This window comes from Micromonospora narathiwatensis, assembly GCF_900089605.1.
Lineage (GTDB): Bacteria > Actinomycetota > Actinomycetes > Mycobacteriales > Micromonosporaceae > Micromonospora > Micromonospora narathiwatensis.
The window spans coordinates 2,760,159-2,783,361 of sequence record NZ_LT594324.1 but is presented as its reverse complement, the minus strand read 5'-3'; the positions used below and the strand labels follow the sequence as shown (position 1 = coordinate 2,783,361).

Below are 23,203 nucleotides of genomic sequence, written 5' to 3'. Positions count from 1 at the left end.
TATCACACGGTCTCCCACGCGGTGTCGTCGAAGAGTTTCTCGGTCAGCTCCACGAAGGCGTCCACAGTCCTGGCGTTGGCAATCTTGGACTGCACATCATGGTCCGAGATGAGCTGTTCGCGCCACTGCAACAACGGGTCCAGCGGCACCGTGCCCAGCAGCGTGGTGCGCCCGGTGCCCCGCCGCCGGGCCAGCTCCGACAGCTCGGCGTCGCACTTGCGGAGGAACGCCTGCTGGGCGAGGTCGAGGTGGCCGACCTCGGGGCCGCGCGGATTGATGACCGCGGTGCGGATGAACCGGAGCGACTCCCGCAGCCGGTCCGGCTCGTGGCCGTACTCCTTGCCCATGGCCACGATCCCACCGGCCTCGAAGGCCAGGTCCGCGGCCGCGGTGACGTGCTGCGGGGTCCACCGGTGGAAGACCAGCCAGCGGGCGCCGACCTTGCGCATGGTCGGCGTGGCGGTGGCGGCCAGGGCGATCTGGCTGGCGTAGGAGCGACCGGCGCTGAGATCCACCAGGGTCAGGTCGAACTCCTCCTCCAGACGCAGGAAGAGTTCGGCGCAGCGCTTGGCGATGTCGTTGGTGAAGCCGAACTCGCTGCCGTGGCGCTGCCCGGGCAGCAGCACCAGCGAGCCGGACCCGGCGGGCCGCTGGCGCAGGCTGGACCGCTCCGAGGTGCCCCACACGTCCAGTTGCTCCGGGGACGGGATCTCCCCGCGCAGATACCGGTGCAGGCCGCCGCCGTTCGGCCCGGCCCCCTCCACCCCGTTCGTGGCCTGCGGGATCTGGAACGTGATGCCGGCCGTCGGGGAGCCGAAGTCGTAGTCCAGGTAGCAGGTGGGGCGGCCGGAGAGCGCGCTGCGGTAGGCGATGTTCGCGGCGGTCACCGAGCGCCCGGTGCCGCCCTTGTGGGAGGTGACGAAGACCAGCATTCAGATCCCCTCGCTGGCCTTCTGCTGCCCGGTGGTGACGTCGTTGAGCAGCAGCAACAGAGAGTTCGCCAGGGCGGCCGCGGTGCCCGGCCGGTCGTCGACCAGTACCTGCGCCCGGCGCAGGCTGGACCGGATGCTGCGCATGCTGCGCTGCATCGCCGTACCGGCGAAGGTGCCGCGCATCAGCTCCCGGTCGAAGAGGTACTCGGCCTCGTCGATGAGATCCTGCGCGTACGCGGCGAGCCCGCCGGCCCGCGGGAACGGCCGTTCCCAGAGCAACTGACCGGCGTTGACCAGGGCCTGCACCACCCGCTCGGTCAGGTACCAGGAGGGCGCCTCCGGCACCGACGCCAGCCCGGGGAAGGCGCCGCCGGCATGGTCCCACAGCCCGCTGTGCTGGCCGTCCGGGATCCGTCGCAGCAGCAGGTGATCCCACACCTCGTCGGCCAGTTCGAGCAGCTCGCTGCGCTGGCGGGCGTTGCTCAGCAGGCCGGCGACGCTGGCCGCCCGCTGGAGCAGCACCGTGGAGAACTCGTTGACGTTCCACGTCATGATCGGTTTCGACGTGTCGTCGTTCAGGGTCACCCGCTTACCCGGTGCGTGCAGCAGCAGCGCCGGCTCGTCGGGCGCGGCGCGGCGGGTGATCCGCGCCCGCTGGGCCAGCTCCACCAGCACGGCGGCGATCCGCCCGAGTTCCTCGTCGGCGCCGCGCCCGCCGGCGAGCAGGCCCTTCACCGCCAGCGAGGTGGCCTGCAGCGTGTAGTAGTCGGTGCGGTCACCGTCGGTGGTCCGCCAGGGGACGTCCTCGATCGGCCACCGCCGTCGATTGTCGAACGTCGCCACCGTCGCCCAGTAGGTGCGGGTGAGCTCCCAGCGCAGTTGCAGCGCCCGGGACAGCCGCTGCTGTTCCTCGTTGAGCAGCCCGAGCAGCCGGGTGCGTTCCGAGTTCAGGTCGTCGATGGCGTCCATCGCGATGACCGTGAAGTAGAGGTACGGGGCGTTCTCGGCCGAGCCCTCGCGCTGCCGGCCGATCGGCTCGGTGGTCGGGACCTCCTCGGCCCCGGCGATGATTCCCCAGGACCAGCCGCACTCGAACAGCATGTCGCTGTTGTCCAGGTCCTCGGTCACCCGGCCGGACCCGATCACCACGCTGCGCAGGCTGGCCATGGTGTCCCGCAGCTGTTCGCGCAGCGCCGCCACGAGTTCGCGGCGCGGCACCTCGTCCTGGTTGACCATGTCGCACAGCCGGACGCCGTACTCGTCGCTGGAGGTGAAGACGAAGGTGCTGAAGCTGCGCAGCAGCCCCACCATGGCCGCGGTGAGCCGCACGCTGGCCATCGACTCCAGCCGGTCCAGCTGGGCCAGCAGGTCGCGCCGTTGGGTGGAGCCACGGTAGACCTTGACGAAACCGATGGTCGCCAGGGTGAGCGTGATGGACACCGCGAACGAGTCGACGATGTCCAGGGAGCGCTGCTCCTCGCTGAGGTCCGGGCCGCCGTCCACCGGGGTGAGATAGCTTCCGCCGCCGAAGATCGGGGTGCCGGCGTCGTCGGTGTACCGGGTGAAGTAGTCGGACATCACGCCGACCAGCCGGCGGGGAATCTCGATGGCGCCGCCGATCGAACCGAGCGCGTCGAGGATCTCCTCGTCGGTGCGGTCCGGGTCGTCCAGCGACAGCACCGGGACCTTGGTCGCCGGCAGCAACAGGGTCAGCAGCTGCTCAGCATCGCTGATGGAGTTGCTCCCGCTCCGGCCGCCCCAGTGCCATTCACCGTTCTGCCAGCAACTGCGCACCGTGGCCCGCCAGATGTCGAGGATTTCCTGGCGCGGCTGTATCCGCATGATTCACCGCCGTCTGCTGTAGTCGTCGACTCGGAACTGGTGGTGCCGTGCACACGATGATCCACGGTGAGGTGATCCACGGTGAGGTGCGTCCTCAATCGTATCCATCGAATCCGAGCCCGGCGTGAACGGCTTCAGCGTCTCGTGTGTCGGCCGATTCGTCCAGATCCGAATCGCGCCGCCACGCCTCGTCCGTTCGGGCGGCATCGGCGTCAGCCTCGCGTCCGGCCGGTGGTCAGCAGCATGCTCAGGTATCCGTCGCGCAGCGGCGGCCTGGGCCGTACCTCGTGGAAGTTCAGGTCGTACGCGCCGGCGGCGAGGCTCGCCTCCACCTCGGCGCGTTGCAACCGCACGGCCGGGAACCAGCGTTGGCCGACGCTGTAGCCGCGGGAGCCGAGCATGAACGCCGCGGCGAAGGGCGAGCCGGGCCGTAACGCGCCGAGGAACCGGGCGATCGCGTGCTCGGACTCCGCCCGGTCGGCCGAGATCGAGCAGGCGACGAAGAACATCGTGCCCGCGTCCCAGGCGTGCCTCGGCAGGTCGAAGACGCTGGCCCTGCGCACCCGACCCACCTGCGCCAGACGGCCCCGCGGATCGGTCAGCGCCGAATACGCCGGGTGCTCCGCGCACACCCGCCAGTACGGGTCCCAGAGTTCGTCGTAGCCGTCGACCTGGGTACGTAGCCAGCTCACATTGGCGGCGGACCACTCACACAGGTCCACCGTGCTGGCGAATGGCAGCAGGGGCAGCACCGGGTAGAGATTCGCCCCCGACCCCACGTCGACGCAGCGCGCGTCCGACAGTTTCGCCTCGGCGAAGAAGTCTCGGACGCGGCAGAGGATTTCGCGGTCGTCGGCCCGCAGCGCCGAGTAGTTGTGCCGGACGTAGGCATGGGGATCGAAGCTGTCCCATTCGACCTCGGAATTGACCGGCCTCGGGGATTGATCTGGGGGTGGCGGGGTGGACGAGGCGTTGCAACCAGAGCCAGCCGCCGGCGTCAATGCCATGGACGTGCCTCCACGAGGTAGGCGGACCACTCTGGCCGTTGTTCCGACGCGCTGAACACGCTGTCCAATTTGTATCGGACGTGGTAGCGGGCCCGCAAGTGGCAGCCCGTCGACGCCTGCCGGCGGTCAACCCGTTCGGGCGGGCGAGTGGGCGGACCCGCCGGCGTACGCCGTGGCGACCCGTGGGGTGGCCGACGGCCGGACGACGAGCAGGAGCAGCAGGCCGGCAGCGCACAGCGCGGCCGACACGCCGTAGGCGAGGCGGAAGCCGTAGTGCTGGGCCAGGCCGAACAGCGGGCCGGCCAGCATCGCGCCGATCGGGTGACAGTTGGTGAACAGGGTCGTGGCCTGTCCGGGGTGTTGCGGCAGCAGGTCCTGCACGTACGAGATGGCGATGCCGGACACCGCCGCGATGAAGGCGGCGTTGGCGAGCTGCCCGACGGCCAGCGTCGCGAAGGACGTGGCGACGCTGGCGACCGCGTAGTACACGACACCGCAGGCGGCTCCGGCGAGCAGCAGCACGCGTACGCGGATTCGGGTGCCCAGGACGCCCAGGGCCAGCATCATCGGGATCTCCAGGGCGGCGCAGAGACCGAGGATGAGGCCGGCCTGGGCCGCGTCGCCGCCGAGGTCGGCACTGATGAACAACGGGAGCGCCTGCACGCCCAGGGTCAGCGGGCAGCTCAGCATGATGAACGCCGCCGCGGTCAGCAGCAGGGTGGACCGCGATGCCGCGGGGGCGTCGGTCGGGTGCCCGTCGGTGGCGGCCGTCGGGGTGGCGACCTGCCTCAGGCCGACGATCGACACGAGCGCGGCGAGCGCGAACATGATCGCCGCCGTCCCGTAGAGAAAACGGAATCCGCCGGTGCTCAGCAGCAGTGCGGCCAGGGGCGGGCCAACAACCCACGAGAGCGAGAAGACCGTACGCAGGGTGCTGATGCCCATCGCGGCCCGACCGGTGCCGGCGAGGACCTGACGAGCGTAGGCGAAGGCCTGCGGAAACAGCGCCATGGCCAGCGGCGCCAAGGTCACGGCCAGCGTCACCAGGATCCAGTAGTCCCGGATGAACGCGGTCAGCGCCGCGTTGATCAGCCCGGCCAGCGAGGCCCCGACAAGCAGTGCCCGGCGGATCGGCCAGCGATCCGACAGCCATCCGATCAGGGTGGCCACGACCACGCCCGACAGCGGCGCGACCAGGAGGAACAGCGTGATCCGGACCGGATCGGCGTGCACCGCCGTGCTCAGGAAGAGCGACAGGAAGGGCATCACCACGGCGTTCGCGATGCCGACGGCGAAGAACACGACGCCGAGGGAGAGCAGGGTGCGGACGTTGCTGGACCGTCCCGAGCGTGCGCCATCCACCACCACGGGTTGCCACTCTAGGGCTTCCGGGTCGGCCGCCCTGACGTCGGAGGTCATCCTGGATAGGTAAAGAATTCTTGACACCGTGTCGGCCGTGTTTGACACTGAATGGTGTCAAGAATTCTTTACCTCGGGGAGGGCTCGATGGCGTTCGAGGAGAAGCGCGCCTGGATCATGGGGCTGGTGGCGATCGCCGGCTATGCCGCGTACGTGGTGATCGTGCTCGGGCGCGCGGACGGTGACCCGCTCGCGGAGGTCTCCTACGCGGGCCCGCTGCTGGCCACGGTGGCCGGGTCGATCGTGGCGTCGATCGCGCTGCACATCGGCGTCTCGATCGTCTCGCCCGAGGGCGCCAACGAGAAGGACCAGCGGGACCGGGAGATCCACCGGCTCGGCGACCACATCGGCCAGTCCTTCGTGATCGTCGGCGGCGTCGCGGCGCTGGCCATGGCGCTGGCCGACTGGGACCAGTTCTGGATCGCCAACGTCATCTACCTGTGCTTCGTGCTCTCCGCGGTGGTCGGCTCGACCGCGAAGATCGTCGCCTACCGGCTGGGTTTCCAGTCGTGGTGAAGCCGACCCGGATCACCAACTCCATCCGGGCGCTGCGGTTCGCGCACGACGAGATGACCCAGGCCGAGCTGGCCCGGCGGGTCGGCGTCACCCGGCAGACCGTCATCGCCATCGAGCAGGGCCGCTACTCGCCGTCGCTGGAGATGGCCTTCCAGATCGCCGCCGTCTTCGGCGTGCCCCTCACCGACGTGTTCGACTACCCGCAGGAGGAGTCGTGAAAGCGATCGTGCAGGACCGGTACGGCCCGGCCGACGTGCTCCGTCTCGCCGACATCGAGATACCGACGCCCGGCGACGGCCAGGTGCTGGTCCAGGTCCGCGCGGCCGGCGTCGACCCCGGCGTCTGGCACCTGATGACCGGCCTGCCCTACCTGGTCCGCCTCGGCTACGGCCTGCGGCGACCCCGTGTCCGCGTCCGCGGCATGGACCTGGCCGGCGTGGTCACCGCCGTCGGGGCCGGCGTCACCGGATTCACCCCCGGCGACGAGGTGTTCGGCACCGGTGCCGGCTCCTTCGCCGAGTACGCCGTCGCGTCCGCCGGCCGGCTCGCCCCGAAACCCGCCACCCTCAGCTTCGAACAGGCCGCCGCCGTCCCGGTCTCCGGGCAGACCGCGCTCACCGCCGTCCGCGACGCCGCCTGGATACGCCCCGGGGACCGCGTCCTGGTCATCGGCGCCGGCGGCGGCGTCGGCTCGTACGCCGTGCAACTCGCCAGGGCCGCCGGCGCGCACGTCACCGGCCTCTGCGGGCCCACCAAACTCGACCTGGTACGCGGACTCGGCGCCCACGAGGTGGTCGACTACACCCGTGCCGACCTTCCCGACCACCGATACGACGCCGTCATCGACACCGCCGGCAACCGGCCGTTGTCCCGACTGCGCCGGGTGCTGGCCGCGACGGGCGTCCTCCTCCTCGTCGGCGGCGAGGCACGCGGCGGAAGGTGGATGTGGGGCTTCGACCGGCAGCTCCGGGCGCTGGCCCTGTCACCTTTTGTCAAGCAGCGGCTGGTGCCGCTGGTGTCGAAGGAGAGCACGGCGAACCTGGCGGCGCTGGCCGGGCTCGTCGAGGCCGGCGAACTCACTCCGGTCGTCGACCGGGTCTGGCCGCTGGCCGACGTCCCCGACGCCATCCGCGCCCTCCACGGCGGCCACGCCAGCGGGAAGGCCGTCATCGCCATCTGACCCGGCGCCCGCCCCCTGGGACGTCACCGAGACGTCCGCCGACCTCCGTGCCCCTCAGCCTGTTCCGGCGGTTGCGGGCGTTCGACGCGGGTGGGGTTGCCGCGTACCAGCTCGTCGTGGACGCGCCACCGGTCGACGGTGACGGCGCGCCGGGCCGCCTCGTCGCCGCGTTCGATGCGCTGGCGCAGCAGCCGCAGGGCGATCCGGCGGTTGAGACTGAGCTGCCGCTCGGTGTCGACCACGACGACGAGGCCCGAGGGCCGGTGGGTCGCCCGTACCGCCGTGCTGGCCTTGTTCCGGTGCTGACCGCCGGGACCACCGGTACGGCAGGCGACGACGTCGACGTCCGCCTCCGAGAACGTCGTGACCGGGGCGTCGACCTGGCACGGCCGGGCGATGACGTACCAGTTCTTCCGGCCGGTGCTCGCCCGGTAGGGGCTGGCGGCCTGCCAGCACAGCGTTCCGGACCAGGAGACGGCGAACGCCTCCGCGTCGGTGCCGGCGATCCGCACCAGGACCGACCGGTAGGTGTCGGGCCGGTCGCCCGGCACGGTCTGGACCCGTTCGGTCGTCAGGCCGTGCCGGGTGGCGTCGATCTCCAGCCGGCACAGCAGCCGGGCCAGCGCCCAGGCGCACTCCTGTGGGCCGCGCCCGGCCGACATGAGCAGGTGGACGCTCACGGCAGGCCGCGCCGGTGGCGGCCGTCCCGGCGGTCGGACCGGGACGCCGACCCGATGTCGGGCGTCTTGTAGGTGACCAGGGGCACCGTGGTGGCCACGGGGGTGGCCAGGTCGTGTTCGACGAGGTCGCTGATCACCTGCTCGATGCGCTTGTAGGCCGTGGGCGCCTCCTCGAAGAGGAGTTGACGGTCGCCGCACACCACCAGCGACCCCACCGGGGTGCGGCGCAGTTCCTCGACGGTGTGCTTGGCCCGACCGCGGCGCAGCGCGTCGGCTCGGGACATCTTGCGGCCCGCGCCGTGCGCGACGGAGTGGTTGGCGTCCGGGCCGGCGTGGGCGGCCACGAGGTAGGAACGGGTGCCTCGCGTACCGGCGATGAGCACGTCGCGGCCGTCACCCGGCGCGGCGCCCTTGCGGTGCAGGTAGACCCCGTCGTGGACCTCGACCAGGTTGTGGCACTGGTCGACGACCGGCGCGGTGGGCTCGGCCCCCAGCGCGTACGCGGCCCGGGCGGCAAGCAGCCGCCGGTTGAGCGAGCCCCAGCGTACAGCGTCGTCATGCATCGCCAGGTACGCGGCGGCATCGGGGGCGGGACCCGCACCGTGAACCTCGGTGTGCGCCCGCAGGATCCGCTCGCCGAGCCCTCGGGAACCACTGTGGACGACGAGCACGAGGTCGCCCGGGTCGAGTCCGAGACGGTTCGCGTGCCCGGGCTCGAAGACGGTCTCGATCCGGGCCAGCTCGACGAAGTGGTTGCCCCGCCCGACCGTCCCGAGCCCCTCGACGTGACCGGCGGGAACATCGCCGTCGAGGACGGCCCAGGCCGGGTCGTCGGCGTCCCGCTCGGGGTCCAGCGGCCGGTCGAGGTCGGGAAACCGGGCGGCGAGCCGTTCCGGTACGGCGCGCTTGAGCCGGATGGGGAACACGGCGATCCCGCACCCGATGTCGGAGCCGACCAGGAACGGGTACAACACGGTCGAGGCCATGGCCGCTCCGATCGGAGCGCCCTTGCCCGGGTGCAGGTCCGGCATGGCGGCGACGTGGATCATGCCGTCGAGGGCGGCCACCTGGTGGCACTGCGCGAGGGCGTCGGACTCGATCCAACTGCTGGGGGAGGCGAACACGGTGAGGGTGGCCGGGGTGGACTGCGGCAGGGAGTGGTGCGGAGACAAAGACGCTCGCTTCTCGCAGAAGGGTGTGGGCGGACGGCATCGCGGCACCGATCGGTGCCGCGGGGCAGCAGAGCGTTGGAGGGTGCTGCCGTCAGAACGTCATGGCACCACCCTCGCGGAGCCCACCGAGCGCCGCAAGCGACTTTCGACCGGACGGAAACGGTCACCGCCGGCTACGCGATCCGGAGTGGATCGCGGCCGACCGGTGACGGGCGGTCGGCAACGCTCGTCGCGGTGACCCAGCCGGTGGTGATCAGCAGCAGGGCCACCGCGTACGTCGACATCACCAGCAGGCCCTGGCCGGGCAGGTGGACGCCGGCGGCACCCAGCCCGATCAGCAGGTCCGACCCGAGGAACAGCGCCCCGCCGGCCGCCACCCGCCGGGACACCCCGGTCGCGGCGGCGGCCATCAGGGACAGTGCCAGGCTGTAGCCGAGGACCGGCAGCCGAAGCGGCCCCAGCGTGCCCCAGAGCAGGGCGTTGGCACCAGCCCAGAGCACCACGTACGCCAGCGACGCCGCGGCCGGCGGCCGGCGGTGCCGGAGGAACGCCGTGAGCAGGGCGAGCTGGGTGACCAGGAAGCAGCCCATGCCGGCCAGGAACGCGGCCCGGCCCGGCACGAGCAGGGCCACGTCCCCGGCGGTGGCGAACACCAGCCCGACCGCGACGCCGTCGACCCGCCGCCGCGCCGACCACAGGAGGGCCAGCAGCAGCGGCGCCAGCAGCGGTTTGGCCAGCCACTCCGTACCGTTCGAGCCCAGCCCGACGCCGACCAGCTCGACCACGGCGACGAGCCCGAACAGGGGCAGCCACGGGCGTCTCACCGGCCCGGCTGCCAGCCGGGACGGCCGAAGACGTAGCCGAGGCGGTGCCGCCAGGTACGGGCGGCGCGGGCGTCGGCCCAGATCGCGGCGAACTCGTGGGTGGCCACGCGCAGCGGGTTGTACGTGTTGATGTTCTTGGTGAGCCCGTACCGGACGGCGGCCCGTTCCGGCGCGAAGGTGCCGAAGAGCCGGTCCCAGACGATGAGGATGCCGCCGTAGTTGCGGTCCAGATATTCGGCGTTGGAGCCGTGGTGGACCCGGTGGTGGGACGGGGTGTTGAGGACCAGCTCGATCGGACGGGGCAGCACGTTGATCCGCTCGGTGTGCAGGAAGAACTGGTACAGCAGGCTGACCGACTGCTGCAGGAAGATCATCCACGGCGGGATGCCGAGCAGCGCCAGGGGCAGCCAGAACGGCAGCGAGGTCATCGGGGTCCAGCTCTGCCGCAGCGCGGTGGAGAGGTTGTAGTGGACGCTGGAGTGGTGCACCACGTGGCTGGCCCAGAGCACGCGTACCTCGTGGTGCAGCCGATGGAACCAGTAGTAGGCCAGGTCGTCGGCGAAGAAGAGCAGCACCCAGGTCGACCAGTGGGCGGGGGAGAGGTGCACCGGCGCCACCAGCCACAGCGCCGCGTAGAGGCCGGCGGTGAGCAGCTTCCACGGTACGCCGATGAGCTGGCTGCCCAGGCCCATCGACAGGCTGGTGGTGGTGTCGCGCAGTTCGTAGCCGCGTTCGTCGTCGTCGGGGAGGAACCGGTAGGAGACCGCCTCGACGATGATGAGCAGCAGGAACGCCGGGACGGCGTAGAGCACGGCCGGGATCATGCTCGGGCTTCCCTTCAGGGGGCGGGGGTGGTGACCGGGGCGGTCAGCAGGGCCTGGGCGTGTCGGGCGGCGGCCGTACCCTGGCCGGCCGCGACGGCGGCGGCGAGCCGGCGGTGCCCGGCGACGTCGAGCAGCTCGGCGGCCCGCGAGTCGGGCGGGACGTCGCCGACGGCGAAGGTGCCGGCGACCAGGCTGTTGAACGCCAACAGGTAGGCGGTGTTGCCGCTGCCCCGCACGATCAGCCGCCAGATCGCGATGTTGGCCTCGGCCATCCGGGGCAGGTCGGGCGCGAACGAGCCGTACTCCTCGGCGGCCCGGACCAGGGCGGCGGTGACCGCCGGGTCGCCGCGTTCGGCGCAGAGCCGGGCGGCGTCGACACCGACGCAGGCCCGCATCTCCAGCATGTCGCGGACCAGCGTCTCGACCGGGAGTACGTCTCCCGACCGGGCCAGCGAGAGCGCCAGGTCCAGCCCGGCGTGCACCCGCCAGTCCAGCACCCGGGTCGCGCCGCCCTGGCTGACCCGGACCAGGCCGAGCTGTTGAAGCCGGCGCAGCGCCTCCCGGACGGCGTGCCGGTTGACCGCGAACGCGGCGGCCAGCTCGCGTTCGCCGGGCAGCGTCTCCTCTGGCCGGTGGCGACCGCTGACGATGGCGTCGCGGAGCTGCCCGAAGACGTGGTCGGAGACCGAGGCGCGGGGTACGGGGGCGAAGGCCATGCCGGCAGTGTGGTCTCCGACACATCAACCCGTCAACTGGTTGGACCAGATGACGGTCCAGTCCTCGTGGCTACCGGAGGAAGCCCAGCAGCTGCCGGGCGGTCTGTTCGGGTGCCTCCTCGGGGATGAAGTGCCCGACGGGGACGGGCTCGCCGCGAACGTCGTCGGACCACTCTCGCCAGATGGCCAGCGGATCGTCGTACAACTTGGCGACCGAGCCCCGCTGGCTCCAGAGGAAGAGCACCGGGCAGGCGATCTTCCGGTTGCCCCGGTCCGCCTCGTCCTGCCGGTAGTCCAGGGTCGCGGCGGCCCGGTACTCCTCACAGATGGCGTGCACGGTGGCGGGATCGGTGAACTTCCGGACGTACTCCGCCCGTATCTCGGCCGGGAACGCGTCCTTCACCTCCGGCCAACTGTCGAGCATGAAGTTGACCAGGACGTCGGGCGCCGCGCCGATGAACTGCTCGGGCACCGGCTCCGGTGCCGCCAGGAAGGACCAGACCCAGTACCCGAGGCTGAATTTCATCTCCGCCCGGCGGTAGGCGTCCCCGGTGGGAACGACATCCATGACGGCCAGCCGGCTGACCGCGTCCGGCGCGTCCAACGCGAGCCGGTACGCGCACCGCGCGCCGCGGTCGTGTCCGACGAGCCGGAACTGGTCGTAGCCGAGGTTCCGCATGACTTCGAGCTGGTCGCGAGCGGTCGCGCGCATGCTGTAGGGCTCGTGGTCCGCGGTGCTGGGCGGCTTGCCGCTGTCGCCGTAGCCCCGCAGGTCGGTGGCGACGACGGTGTAGTGCTCGGCGAGCTTCGGTGCCACCCGGTGCCACATGAGGTGCGTCTCGGGAATGCCGTGCAGGAGGAGGACGGGAGGACCGCTGCCACCGCGGCGGCCGTGAATCGTCGTACCCGACGTCGTCAGGTCGAATTCCTCGAACCCGTCGAACACCGCAAGTCACCTCCGTCCGTGCTCGGCAAGGCGTGCGGCCGACCGGGTGGGCCCGCGCCGTCTCGACGCTAACGGACAAGGACCAGTTATTCCGGTGAAAAGTGCATTCATCGGTCCGCCCGTACGACCCGGCGGTGCCGCCGCCGTCACGCCTCGTATCCTTTCCGGCGGAATCCCCGCGAAGTGGAAAGGAGTCGGTGTGGCCGATCGGGTCGAGACGTTGGAGTTCCAGGCCGAGGCTCGTCAGCTGCTTCAGCTGATGGTCCACTCGATCTACTCGAACAAGGACATCTTCCTGCGCGAACTGATCTCGAACGCGTCCGACGCGCTGGACAAGCTGCGGCTGGAGTCGCTGGTCGACAAGGACCTCACGGTCGACACCGCGGACCTGCACATCGAGATCGAGGTCGACAGGGAGGCCCGCACCCTGACCGTGCGGGACAACGGCGTCGGCATGTCCCGCGACGAGGTGGTCGGGCTGATCGGCACGATCGCCAAGTCCGGCACCGCCGAGCTGCTGCGCAAGCTGCGCGAGTCGAAGGACGCCGCCGCCTCCCAGGAGCTGATCGGCCAGTTCGGCGTCGGCTTCTACGCCACCTTCATGGTGGCCGACAAGGTGACCCTGCTGACCCGCCGCGCCGGGCAGAGCGGTGGCACCCGCTGGGAGTCCACCGGCGAGGGCACCTACGTGGTGGAGCCGGTCGACGAGGCCCCGCAGGGCACCTCGGTCACCCTGCACCTCAAGCCCGCCGACGACGAGGACAACCTGCACGACTACACCGCCGAGTGGACGATCCGGGAGATCGTCAAGCGCTACTCCGACTTCATCGCCTGGCCGATCCGGATGACCGTGGAACGGTCGGGCGAGGACGGCGCCACCACCCGCGAGGAGCAGACGCTCAACTCGATGAAGGCGCTCTGGGCCCGTTCCCGCGACGAGGTCGACGAGGCCGAGTACAAGGAGTTCTACCGGCACGTCGCGCACGACTGGGCCGACCCGCTGGAGACCATCCACATGCGGGGCGAGGGCACCTTCGAGTACGAGGCCCTGCTCTTCCTGCCGTCGCACGCCCCGCTCGACCTCTTCTCCCCGCAGGGCCGTCGCGGCGTGCAGCTCTATGTCAAGCGCGTGTTCATCATGGACGACTGCGACGCGCTGATGCCCAACTACCTGCGCTTCGTCAAGGGCGTCGTGGACGCGCACGACCTGTCGCTGAACATCTCCCGGGAGATCCTCCAGCAGGACCGGCAGATCCGCGCCGTGCGCCGCCGCCTGGTCAAGAAGGTCCTCGCCACCCTCAAGGAGATGTCGGCCGAGTCGTACCACACCTTCTGGACCGAGTTCGGCGCGGTGGTCAAGGAGGGGATGCTCGAGGACCCGGACAACACCGAGGCCCTGCTCGACCTGGTCCGGGCCGCCTCCACCCACGACCCGGCCGAGCCGACCACCCTGCGCGCCTACGTCGAGCGGATGAAGGACGGCCAGTCGGAGATCTACTACGCCACCGGCGAGAACCGGGCCACCATCGAGAACTCCCCGCACCTGGAGGCGTTCCGCGCCAAGGGCTACGAGGTGCTGATCCTCACCGACCCGGTCGACGAGGTCTGGGTCGAGCGGGTCGGCCAGTACGACGGGAAGCCCCTCCGCTCGGTGGCCAAGGGCCAGGTCGACCTGGAGACCGACGAGGAGAAGGAGAAGTCCGAGACCGAGCGCAAGGAGTACGCCGACCTGCTGACCTGGATGAGCGGCGCGCTCGCCGAAACCGTCAAGGAGGTCCGGCTCTCCTCCCGGCTCACCACCTCGCCGGCCTGTGTCGTCGGCGACGCGCACGACATGACGCCGACGCTGGAGAAGATGTACCGGGCGATGGGGCAGGAGGTGCCCCAGGTCAAGCGGATCCTCGAACTCAACCCCACCCACCCGCTGGTCACCGGGCTGCGCAAGGCGCACGAGCAGGGCGGTGACACCACCGCCCTGACCGAGACCGCCGAGCTGCTGTACGGCATGGCGCTGCTGGCCGAGGGCGGGGAACTGGCCGACCCGTCCCGGTTCACCCGGATCCTCGCCGACCGGCTCGCCCGTACGCTCTGAGGCCGGCGGGGTGCCGCCGCCCGCCGTGGCAGCCGTGCCGCGGCGGACGGCGGCACCCTACCGCCGGCCTTACTGGGTCGGCGGCCGGGTGGCCGTGGTGAGGGCCGCGGCGAGCGCCGCGGCCCGGGTGGTGCCGATCGCGGCGACGATCGCGGCGGCGGCGTCGGCGGGAGCCTGGTCGCCCAGCGTGGCCAGGGTCGGTGACGCTGCCGCGTTGGCGGCGGGTGCCGGCTGGGTGGCCTGGTAGATGCTGTTGAGCACCTTCAGCGTCGAGGTGCCCGTGGGAATTCCGCCACCGGCGTACTGCCAGGGCAGGGCGCGCATCTGGGCGGCGACGGTCGGGTCGGACAGGATCGCGGAGAATTCGGCCGGAGTCATGGTGTCGTCCTTCACCAGCAGGGCTCGCAGCTGGGCGAGCGTGCCACGGTATGCGTTGCAGTCGGTCTGTCCGGACGCGCCGGGGCAGGCGACGTTCGACCCGTACTGCCAGATCGACGGGGTCACCCCGCCGTACGCGGCCCAGCCCGGGCCACTGTCCCCACCGGCTCGCGCGTAGACGGCGGCGGGTGCGCCCGCGGGGTTGGCGCCGTAGTCGCTGGCGACCAGTGGCGCGTCGAGGACCCGCAGGTCGGCCCGGCCGAGGTCGCCCTCCCAGATCCACTTCGGGAGGTACGTCGCCAGCACCCGGTGGTCGACCGCGTGCCAGCGGTCCACGAACCGGCGTACGTCGTCGAAGCGCGGCCAGAGTCCGTTGGCGGCCAACTCGGGGTAACGCTCGGCGTCGAGCATCGCCCACACCGCGCCGATCCCGTCGAGGGTGCGGCGCAGATAGTCGACCTGGCGGTTGATGCTGGCCTGATCGCCGCTGATCAGGTTGTGGTAGCCACCGATCACGTCGAAGCCCGCACCGGCGGCACCGTGCGCCATGTCGGCGACGTGCGGGCTGGGCGGGTTGTAGCCCTGCGGGTCGCCGTAGGTCGCCCGCAGGCAGAGGACGGGAGAAGTGGCCCGACGGATGGCCGCCCAGTCGAAGCGGCCATTGACGCGGTCCCAATCATGGTAGGACAGGTCAACATAGATCACCGACATTGCCCATCACCTCGTCGCCCACCGTAGCTCGACCACTCTGACCTGCGCGAATGTGAAAGTCGGTCGGTGAATCGGCGGGCGCTGCCGGCGTCAGACCTGCCCGGCGTAGAAGCCGTGGCGGGCCAGTGGCGCCACGATCTCGCGTTCCTCGTAGGACAGGTGCGACAGCAGGGTGTCGGTGAGCACGTCCACCGCCTGCTGGACCGCGGTGAAGTCGCCCGGGTCGCGGATCAGGTCGACCAGGGCGCGGTCCACGCCCTCCACCACGTCGTGGATCACCACGTGCTCCGCCTCCAGGCGGTCGAGCACCGGACCCAGCCCGGGCTCCGCGCGCCGCAGGTGCGGAAAGATCGAGTTGTCCTCCAGCCCGTGGTGCTGGGTGACCACCGTGCAGTAGGCGGCGCAGTACGCTCCCAGCGTCCAGTTGTTCTGCCGCATGGTCATCTGGTTGAGCACGGCCCGGGCGGCGCCGGCGGAGACAACTCCCCGCTTGACCTGTTCGAGCAGGTCACGGACCTGCGCCAACTCCTGCCGCAGGTGGTCGTGCACGTCCACCAGGTGCCCGCCGACGGCCTGGGCGTGCGGGGTGTAGACGTGTCCGGCCGGGGCCGGCGGGGCGGCCGGGCGGGTGGACTCGTCCCAGAGCCGGTGATCGGTCAGCCGTACCCCCGGATCGGGGGTGGGGGTGACGGCGAGCGCGGTGGCGCCGCCGGCCTGGACCGCCTCGCGCTGCTCCTCGGCGGCCCGGGCGCGGCTGCCGGGCTCGACGCGCTCGGCGGCGACCAGCTCGCGGACCGCGGGCGCCACCTCCTGCGCGAAGAGCTGGATCGCGGTGGGGTCGTCGGCGCCGAGGATGAACGTGGCGACGCCGTGGTCCAGGGTGAGCGCGGCCAGTTCCTCCACCCACTGCTCGGGAGGCCCGGCCAGGAAACCGGAGGAGGACCGGGTGAACCGGCCGGAGACGTTGAGCAGCCGCCGCACCGCGCGGGGATCCCGGCCGGCCGCCTCGGCGCCCTCGTCGATCAGCGCATTCAGCTCCGGCAGCTCCGCCGGCCCCTTCGACAGGTACGCCAGCGACGGCAACCAGCCGTCCGCCGCGCGCCCGACCAGCCGCAACATCCGCGGCCTGTACGCGCCCACCCAGATCCCCACCGGGTGCGCCGGCGCCGGCCCCCGCTTCGCCCCGACCACCCGGTAGTGCTCGCCCTCGACCCGGACCATGCCGCGCCGCTCGGCGTCCCAGACCTCGCGGATCACCCGGATCGCCTCGTCGAGGGCGTCCACCGCCTGCCCGGGGGAGAGCCGACGCCCGCCGACCGCCTCGATCGCCTCCCAGAACGCGCCGGCCCCGAGGCCCAGCTCGACCCGGCCCCCGGTGAGCAGGTCCAGGCTGGCCACGCTGCGCGCCAGCACCACCGGCTGGCGCAGGGGCAGGTTGAGCACGTTGCCGGCCAGCCGGACCCGACTGGTCGCCGCGGCCACGAACGACATCAGCGTCCAGGTGTCCAGGAAGCCCGGCTGGTACGGGTGGTCCTGGAAGGTGACCAGGTCGAGGCCGGCCTGCTCGCAGAGCTTGGCCAGTGCCACCACCTGTTCCGGCTGGCCCGCGCTGGGGGTGAGGAAGCCCCCGAAGGCCAGTTCGTGCCCGTAGTCGGTCATGATCCTCCGCCTGCTCGCCGGACCCGGCGGCCGTGCCGGACCTCGCCACGTTAGTCGGTGCCGGCGGCGTCACGTCTCCCGCTCCCGGAACCGGCTGGATCGTTCACGATCTGCCGATTGCAGCGGTATCGATAGATGTCTTACGGGCATAGGGTGCCGTTGAACGGCCTCAGCGTTCCTTCCGGAAGGAGCGACCCGTGATTCGCCGCCGCCCCCTCGGCCTCGCCGTCGTCCTCGTCGCGGCCACCGCCCTGACCCTGCCGGCCCCCGCCACCGCGGCCGGCTACCCGTACCAGGACCCGGCGCTGCCGGTGGCCACCCGCGTCGCCGACCTGCTCTCCCGGATGACCCTGGACGAGAAGATCGGCCAGATGACCCAGGCCGAACGCGGCGCGGTGACCGCGTCCGACGTGGCCACGTACCGGCTCGGGTCGCTCCTCTCCGGCGGCGGTTCCGCGCCCACGCCCAACACCGCCACCGGCTGGGCCGACATGTACGACGGCTTCCAGCGGGGTGCCCTCGCCACCCCGCTGGCCATCCCGATGATCTACGGCGTGGACGCCGTGCACGGACACAACAACGTGTACGGGGCGACGATCTTCCCGCACAACATCGGCCTGGGTGCCACCCGTGACCCGGCGCTGGTGCAGCGGATCGGCCAGGCCGTCGCCGAGGAGATCTCCGGCACCGGTGTCGACTGGGACTTCGCGCCCTGCCTCTGCGTCGCCCGCAACGACCGCTGGGGTCGCACCTACGAGTCCTTCGGCGAGACGCCGGACCTGCCGTCGGCCATGTCCACCCTGGTCACCGGCCTGCAGGGCGGCACGCTCGGCGGGCCCACGTCGGTGCTCGCGACCGCCAAGCACTATGTCGGTGACGGCGGCACCAACGGCGGCGTCGACCAGGGCAACACCCAGCTCGGCGAGGCCGACCTGCGGGCCATCCACCTGCCCCCGTTCCAGGCCGCCGTGCAGCGCGGTGTCGGCGCGGTGATGATCTCGTACAGCAGTTGGAACGGCGTGAAGCTGCACGGCAACCAATACCTGATCACCACCGTCCTCAAGGGAGAACTCGGCTTCTCCGGCTTCGTCGTCTCCGACTGGAACGGCATCGACCAGATCGACGGCAGCGCCGGCTTCACCGCCGCCGAGGTCAGCACGGCGATCAACGCCGGCATCGACATGGTCATGGTCCCCACCGCCTGGAAGACCTTCATCAGCACCCTGCGCGCCGAGGTGCAGAACGGGCACGTGCCGGTGAGCCGGATCGACGACGCCAACCGGCGGATCCTCACCAAGAAGTTCGAGCTGGGCCTGTTCGAGCGGCCGTACACCGACCGGAGCTGGACCCCGACGGTGGGCAACGCCGCGCACCGGACGCTCGCCCGGCAGGCCGTCCGTGAGTCGCAGGTGCTGCTCAGGAACACCGCCGGGATCCTGCCGCTGGCCCCGGACAACAACAAGATCTTCGTTGCCGGCAAGAACGCCGACAACATCGGCAACCAGAGTGGGGGCTGGACCATCTCCTGGCAGGGCGGGTCGGGCACCGTCACCCCGGGCACCAGCGTCCTCCAGGGCATCCGGGCAGCGGTCGGTCCGACCACGACGGTCACCTACAACCAGCGCGGCACCGGCATCGACCGGACCTACCGCGCGGCCGTCGCCGTGGTCGGTGAGACGCCGTACGCCGAGGGCCAGGGCGACCGCGCCGGCAGCATGAGCCTCGATCGGGAGGACCTGCGAACCATCGCGACGCTGCGCAATGCCGGCGTGCCGGTGGTCGTGGTGCTGATCTCCGGCCGGCCGCTGGACATCGCCGCCGAGTTGCCCAACTGGACCGCGCTGCTGGCCTCCTGGTTGCCCGGCACCGAGGGTGGTGGCGTGGCCGACGTCCTCTTCGGCGCGTACGCGCCCACCGGGAAACTGCCGATGACCTGGATGAACTCGGTCAGCCAGCAGCCCATCAACGCCGGCGACGGGCAGGTGCCGCTCTTCCCGCAGGGGTACGGCCTGACGTACTGAACGGCGGTGTTCGCGGCGTTGTAAGGCACCTTCGGACGGTGCGCAACTCGACCGGCGACGCCTTCGCTCGGCCGGGTGAAGAACTTCACAAGAAGTGGGCGATCATCCGAAACCGTCCCTAACGTCGTTTGCGTTCGCGATCGCGGACACCACGGGCCGGTAACGCCTAATCCCGCCACCGGCTCGTGGTACCTGGACCTCAGGCGGGAGCGGGGGACCCACATGTTCCTCGGTGCTCGACACCTCGGGGTGAAGCCGCCGATCCGGCGGCCGGGCTCCTCGGCCCGAACCCGACAGCTCACCTCGTCGGCGTGGAGGAAACCCACATGGCAACTGAACAAACCGCACGTCACCGACGCCTCACCCGGCGCAGGGTCGCCGTCGGGGCGCTCGTCGCCGGCGCCGCCACCGGTGCCGCCGCGATCCTCGGGCCGGCCGCGCCGGCCAGTGCGTCCAGCGTGAACTGGGACGCCGTCGCGCAGTGCGAATCCGGCGGCAACTGGCACATCAACACCGGCAACGGCTACTACGGCGGACTCCAGTTCTCGAAGGGCACCTGGAACGGCTACGGCGGGCAGCGGTACGCCAGCCGTGCCGACCTGGCCACCCGCGGTGAGCAGATCGCCGTCGCCGAGAAGGTCCTCGACGGGCAGGGTATCGGCGCCTGGCCGGTCTGCGGCCGCAAGGGCGGCTCGACGAAGCACTACTCGTCCACGTCGGAGTCCGCCGACCACCGGTCCCCGAAGAAGGCGAAAAGCGAGCGGGCGTCGCGGCACGAGCAGTCGACCAGCCGAGGCCACCGGCGTACCGCGCCGAGCACCGGCGGCACCGGCAGCTACGTGGTCAAGCGCGGTGACACCCTGTCCGAGATCGCCGAGGCGCGCGACATCACCGGCGGCTGGCACGCGCTGTACGAGCGCAACCGGCGGGTGGTCGGTGACGACCCGGGCCTGATCTTCCCAGGCATGCGCCTGCGGCTGTCCTGATCCCGTCGTGGGGCGGCACCCTGCCGTCCCCGCGATCGGCGCTGACGCATGCGGAGAGTGGCCACTCCCGGCGGGGTGGCCACTCTCCGCATGGCAGCGGCGCGGGGCGCACCGACGTGCCCGGCCGGGTCGGCGCCGTCGGGCGTGGTTGCTAAGGTCACGGTGCTCCGGAAAGACGTGAAGAAAGCGCGGCTATGACCAACGACCCGTTCTCCGCGGCCGCTAGCCTCGACGAACTGCTCACCCAGACCCAGCAGGCGCTGTCCTCGATGCGTTCGCGGGCCGCCGAGCAACCCGACGGCGACCCGGGGCGGTTGCTCCGCGCCGAGGGCTCCGCGGCCGACGGCCGGGTCCGCGCCGTGGTCGTCCAGGGTGGCCGGCTCGAGTCCGTCGCCGTCGACCCGGAGTTGGCCGAGGCGGGCATGGCGGCGGTCTGCGGGCACGTCGTGGTGGCCGTCAACGCCGCCCTCGCCGACCTCGACGCCCAGGTCAGCGCCTCGGCGCGGGCCGACGTCGACGCCCTGGCCGTGCGGCTCGGCGGGCTGCAGGAGCAGTCGGTACGGCAGATGGAGCTGTTCAGCCGGGCGATGGAGGACGTGATGGCCCGACTCAACCGGGGCGGCGACACGGGCGCCCGGGCGGAGCGCTGAGGCGAGCGGCGTCCCGCTCCGGGACGGTGGCCAGCCGCTCACGACGCCTTCGAGACGGACGAGACACGGCTGACGAAGCGGCCGGCCGTCGGGAGGACGACGACCGGCCGCTTCGTCGGTGATCAGGAGAGGTCGACCGCCGTGTCGTCGATGACGAAGGAGGTCTGCAGCGAGCTGTCCTCCGCGCCGGTGAACTTGATGGTGACGGTGGTGCCGGCGAACGACGAGAGGTCGAAGGACTTCTGCGCGTAGCCGGTGTTCTTGTTGAGGTTGGAGTAGGTGGCCAGGGTGGTGCTGTTCGCCTGGAGGGTCAGCTTGTCGTAGGCGGTGGTCGTGGTCGACTCCGCGGTGTCGATGTGCAGCCAGAAACTGAGGGTCGCCCGGCAGCCGGACGGGATCGTCACCGACTGCGACAGGGTGTCGGTGTGGGTGGTGCCGTAGCCGTCCAGCCACGCCTTGTACGAGCCGCCGTGCGCCGCCTGGCCGGTCGAGTTGGTGATGACGCCGGAGCTGGCGGTCCAGCTCACGTTGCCGGACTCGAAGCCGGGGTTGGCCAGCTTCTGGCCCGAGCAGCCCGCGGGCGGGGTCGTCGAGGAGCTCGGGGTCGGCGTCGGCGAGCCGCTGGTGCAGGTCGGGTCACCGGACTGCGCCGGCACGCTGACCGCGTCCCAGGCGGCCTTGACGGTGTTGAACTCGGTGCAGCTGCTCGGGTAGAGGTTCTTCGCCGCCTGCAGCGTCCAGGTGCGGTACTTCAGGTACGACGAGGACGTGGTCTTCAGCAGCATCGCGTTGTACATGATCTTGATGGCCGGCTGGATGCCCAGGCCGGTCACGGTGCTGCTGTTGCAGGTCGGGCTGGTCGGCTGGCCGTTGGTCGGGTTGCTGCCCATGGCCAGCAGGTAGAACCAGTGGTTGCCCGGGCCGGCCGCCTTGTGCACCTCGGTGCTGGGGATGCTGCTGGAGTAGCAGTTCGGGTCGCCGAGCGCCGACGGGTTGTACATGTTGCGGATCGGGCCGCTGCCGACCAGGTTGATCTTCTCGCCGACGAGGAAGTCGGGAGCGTCGTACGCCGCCGGCTCGTTGGCGAACCACTCGGTCGCGGCGCCGAAGGTGTCGGCGACGAACTCCTGGGTGCCGCTGCCGGAGATGCCGCCCGGGGTCTTGTCGTCGATGCCGTGGCCGATCTCGTGGGCCACCACGTCGAGCGAGCCGATCCACTGGCCCGCGGTGTTCTTGCCGATCTGGACCTGGGTGCCGTCGTAGTAGGCGTTCTGGTCGTTCAGGCCGACCCGGATCGGCCACGCGCCGCCGCTGCCGTTGGCGCCGTTACGGCCGAGCCACTGCGACAGCATCTTGTGCTCGGTCTGCGCCGCGAACAGCGCGTCGACGCAGCCGGTCTCCTTGTTGGTGGCGGTGCCGTTGCCCCAGGTGTCGGTCGACTTGCTGAACGTCGTGTTGTTGGCGGCGTCCTGGCAGCTCTGGTTGGTGACGTTCGGGTCCTTCATGGAGTACGTGCTGCCCGACAGCGTGGTGTTGAGGGTGAGCGGGCTCGGCCCGTTCCACGCGCCGGTGCCGGTGCCGTACACGATGTGCTCCTGCGTACGTAGCACGGTGCCGGTCAGCGCGTCGACGTCGACGGTGAGCCGGCTCGGGCCGTCGGCGTCGGTGCCACGGACCGTGGTCTCCCAGGCCAGGGCCGGTTGGGCGCCGAGCGTGTAGACGACCAGCTTGGTGCCCTCGACGGTGTCGACGGTCTTGAGCTGGGCACGCGCGGTCTTCGCGGCGGCGGCCGAGGTCAGCTTCGGAGTGGTGGCGAGGCTGCCGATGCTCCGCTGCTGGGCGACGGAGGCGTACTTCAGGTTGCCGGTCGCGTCGGTGGCCAGGACGAAGTCGCCGCCGACGACCGGCAGGCCCTTGTAGGTGCGCTCGTAGGGCACGTACTGGGTGCCCTCGGAGGAGATGACCTCCTGCTGCACGAACGCCTCGTCGGCGCTGGTGTGCAGGTAGGCGGGTCGGCCGGCGACCAGCGCGCTGGCCGAGTTGGCGGCGAGCGCACGGGCCTGGGCGGGGTCGGGGCGAGGACTGGAGGGCGCGGCCTGCACGGCCGCGGCGGTGCCGGCGGCGATCAGGCCGGCCGCGGCCGCGCCCGAGAGCACGGCGAGGCGGGGTGAGAGCTTCAAGGGGGTGTGCTCCTCTGTTTCTGGCCACGCGGAGCCCGGTCGGGGGCGCGTGGCGTGATGTGGCGAGGCGAGGTGACGGTCGGTCTCCGGAGCTGCCGGCGTGGCCCCGGTTCGACAGATCGACCGTCCGAGCCGCCGGGGGTCGGCGGACTCGCTGGAGCACAATCACACGGCCCCGGTCGGCGAGCAATGGGTGAGTCGAGCAACCGTCCCTGTCGATCGTCAGCCGAAGATCCCGATCCGGCGAAGCCATGATCTTCAATAGCCCCTGATCAGGGCTGATGTTCTCCTCGGTGGACCGCGGCTGTCCGAATTGCGGTCAATGCCGCTGTCTGCTGATGGCGCGTACTCGGCCATCGGTCAAGATGTCGATCAGGTGTGACCCGTCCGGGTCGTTCGCCTGGCCGAACGGGTGGCAGGCGGTCGTCCCTGGCGGTAGGTACACCTCTCCGTTCGACCGAGAGTGCG

Annotated in this window: 20 protein-coding genes and 1 riboswitch; of the genes, 7 read left to right on the top strand and 13 right to left on the bottom strand. The window is 71.1% G+C overall.

Annotated elements, in window-relative coordinates:
- Positions 1-2: 2 nt before the first annotated feature.
- From GA0070621_RS12280 to GA0070621_RS12265, 4 genes are all read right to left on the bottom strand, one after another.
- On the bottom strand, positions 3-932 hold the full coding sequence (locus GA0070621_RS12280) for an SCO2523 family variant P-loop protein (RefSeq protein ID WP_091194748.1): 930 nt from the start codon (positions 930-932) through the stop codon (positions 3-5).
- On the bottom strand, positions 933-2,774 hold the full coding sequence (locus GA0070621_RS12275; protein WP_091194745.1) for an SCO2524 family protein: 1,842 nt from the start codon (positions 2,772-2,774) through the stop codon (positions 933-935).
- A 212-nt stretch (positions 2,775-2,986) separates the two neighbouring features.
- Positions 2,987-3,781: an SCO2525 family SAM-dependent methyltransferase gene (locus GA0070621_RS12270; protein WP_091194744.1), complete on the bottom strand. Its 795-nt coding sequence runs from the start codon at positions 3,779-3,781 to the stop codon at positions 2,987-2,989.
- Between the two features lie 126 nt (positions 3,782-3,907).
- Complete coding sequence (locus GA0070621_RS12265; protein WP_091194741.1) at positions 3,908-5,200, bottom strand: sugar efflux transporter; 1,293 nt, start codon at positions 5,198-5,200, stop codon at positions 3,908-3,910.
- An 87-nt stretch (positions 5,201-5,287) separates the two neighbouring features.
- Between GA0070621_RS12265 and GA0070621_RS30795 the strand changes: the two genes are divergently transcribed.
- Genes GA0070621_RS30795 through GA0070621_RS12250 form a run of 3 tightly spaced genes read left to right on the top strand, consistent with a single transcriptional unit; the run spans position 5,288 to position 6,896 of the window.
- The gene (locus tag GA0070621_RS30795; RefSeq protein WP_091194739.1) at positions 5,288-5,716 is read left to right on the top strand and encodes a hypothetical protein; all 429 of its coding nucleotides are present in this window, start codon (positions 5,288-5,290) and stop codon (positions 5,714-5,716) included.
- Positions 5,710-5,934, top strand: a complete 225-nt coding sequence (locus GA0070621_RS30790) for a helix-turn-helix transcriptional regulator (RefSeq protein ID WP_091194736.1) — start codon at positions 5,710-5,712, stop codon at positions 5,932-5,934. Before GA0070621_RS30795 ends, GA0070621_RS30790 begins: the two co-directional genes overlap by 7 nt.
- On the top strand, positions 5,931-6,896 hold the full coding sequence (locus GA0070621_RS12250) for an NAD(P)-dependent alcohol dehydrogenase (protein WP_091194734.1): 966 nt from the start codon (positions 5,931-5,933) through the stop codon (positions 6,894-6,896). Before GA0070621_RS30790 ends, GA0070621_RS12250 begins: the two co-directional genes overlap by 4 nt.
- A gap of 23 nt (positions 6,897-6,919) precedes the next feature.
- Here GA0070621_RS12250 and prfH read toward each other — a convergent pair whose 3' ends face one another.
- From prfH to GA0070621_RS12220, 6 genes are all read right to left on the bottom strand, one after another.
- Positions 6,920-7,576, bottom strand: a complete 657-nt coding sequence (gene prfH / locus GA0070621_RS12245; RefSeq protein ID WP_091194730.1) for a peptide chain release factor H — start codon at positions 7,574-7,576, stop codon at positions 6,920-6,922.
- Entirely contained in the window at positions 7,573-8,748 is a 1,176-nt protein-coding gene (locus GA0070621_RS12240; RefSeq protein ID WP_091194726.1) for an RNA ligase RtcB family protein, read from the bottom strand. Before GA0070621_RS12240 ends, prfH begins: the two co-directional genes overlap by 4 nt.
- Before the next feature lie 173 nt (positions 8,749-8,921).
- Positions 8,922-9,572 (bottom strand): lysoplasmalogenase, encoded by a 651-nt coding sequence (locus GA0070621_RS12235; protein WP_091194722.1) that lies wholly within the window; start codon positions 9,570-9,572, stop codon positions 8,922-8,924.
- The gene (locus GA0070621_RS12230) at positions 9,569-10,396 is read right to left on the bottom strand and encodes a sterol desaturase family protein (protein ID WP_091194720.1); all 828 of its coding nucleotides are present in this window, start codon (positions 10,394-10,396) and stop codon (positions 9,569-9,571) included. The genes GA0070621_RS12235 and GA0070621_RS12230 overlap by 4 nt, the downstream gene beginning before the upstream one ends.
- A gap of 14 nt (positions 10,397-10,410) precedes the next feature.
- Positions 10,411-11,112 carry a FadR/GntR family transcriptional regulator gene (locus GA0070621_RS12225; RefSeq protein ID WP_091194717.1) on the bottom strand — a complete coding sequence of 234 codons (702 nt, stop codon included), beginning with the start codon at positions 11,110-11,112 and terminating at the stop codon, positions 10,411-10,413.
- A gap of 70 nt (positions 11,113-11,182) precedes the next feature.
- Positions 11,183-12,058, bottom strand: a complete 876-nt coding sequence (locus tag GA0070621_RS12220; RefSeq protein WP_091194715.1) for an alpha/beta fold hydrolase — start codon at positions 12,056-12,058, stop codon at positions 11,183-11,185.
- Between the two features lie 199 nt (positions 12,059-12,257).
- Between GA0070621_RS12220 and htpG the strand changes: the two genes are divergently transcribed.
- On the top strand, positions 12,258-14,150 hold the full coding sequence (gene htpG, locus GA0070621_RS12215) for a molecular chaperone HtpG (RefSeq protein ID WP_091194712.1): 1,893 nt from the start codon (positions 12,258-12,260) through the stop codon (positions 14,148-14,150).
- Positions 14,151-14,219: 69 nt separating this feature from the next.
- Here the strand turns inward: htpG and GA0070621_RS12210 are convergent, their stop codons facing one another.
- Positions 14,220-15,239, bottom strand: coding sequence for a glycoside hydrolase family 25 domain-containing protein (locus tag GA0070621_RS12210; protein ID WP_091194709.1), 1,020 nt, complete (start codon positions 15,237-15,239; stop codon positions 14,220-14,222).
- A 90-nt stretch (positions 15,240-15,329) separates the two neighbouring features.
- Entirely contained in the window at positions 15,330-16,898 is a 1,569-nt protein-coding gene (locus GA0070621_RS12205) for an LLM class flavin-dependent oxidoreductase (protein WP_091194707.1), read from the bottom strand.
- A gap of 197 nt (positions 16,899-17,095) precedes the next feature.
- Between GA0070621_RS12205 and GA0070621_RS12200 the strand changes: the two genes are divergently transcribed.
- From GA0070621_RS12200 to GA0070621_RS12190, 3 genes are all read left to right on the top strand, one after another.
- Positions 17,096-18,919: a glycoside hydrolase family 3 protein gene (locus GA0070621_RS12200; protein WP_231921005.1), complete on the top strand. Its 1,824-nt coding sequence runs from the start codon at positions 17,096-17,098 to the stop codon at positions 18,917-18,919.
- Positions 18,920-19,072: 153 nt separating this feature from the next.
- Positions 19,073-19,246, top strand: a riboswitch (cyclic di-AMP (ydaO/yuaA leader).
- Positions 19,246-19,905: a LysM peptidoglycan-binding domain-containing protein gene (locus tag GA0070621_RS12195; RefSeq protein WP_091194704.1), complete on the top strand. Its 660-nt coding sequence runs from the start codon at positions 19,246-19,248 to the stop codon at positions 19,903-19,905. (Overlaps the previous riboswitch by 1 nt.)
- A gap of 194 nt (positions 19,906-20,099) precedes the next feature.
- Complete coding sequence (locus tag GA0070621_RS12190; RefSeq protein ID WP_091194701.1) at positions 20,100-20,555, top strand: hypothetical protein; 456 nt, start codon at positions 20,100-20,102, stop codon at positions 20,553-20,555.
- Positions 20,556-20,677: 122 nt separating this feature from the next.
- On the opposite strand, the gene GA0070621_RS12185 is transcribed toward GA0070621_RS12190, so the two are convergent.
- Positions 20,678-22,735 (bottom strand): M4 family metallopeptidase, encoded by a 2,058-nt coding sequence (locus GA0070621_RS12185; RefSeq protein WP_091194699.1) that lies wholly within the window; start codon positions 22,733-22,735, stop codon positions 20,678-20,680.
- Positions 22,736-23,203 lie beyond the last annotated feature (468 nt).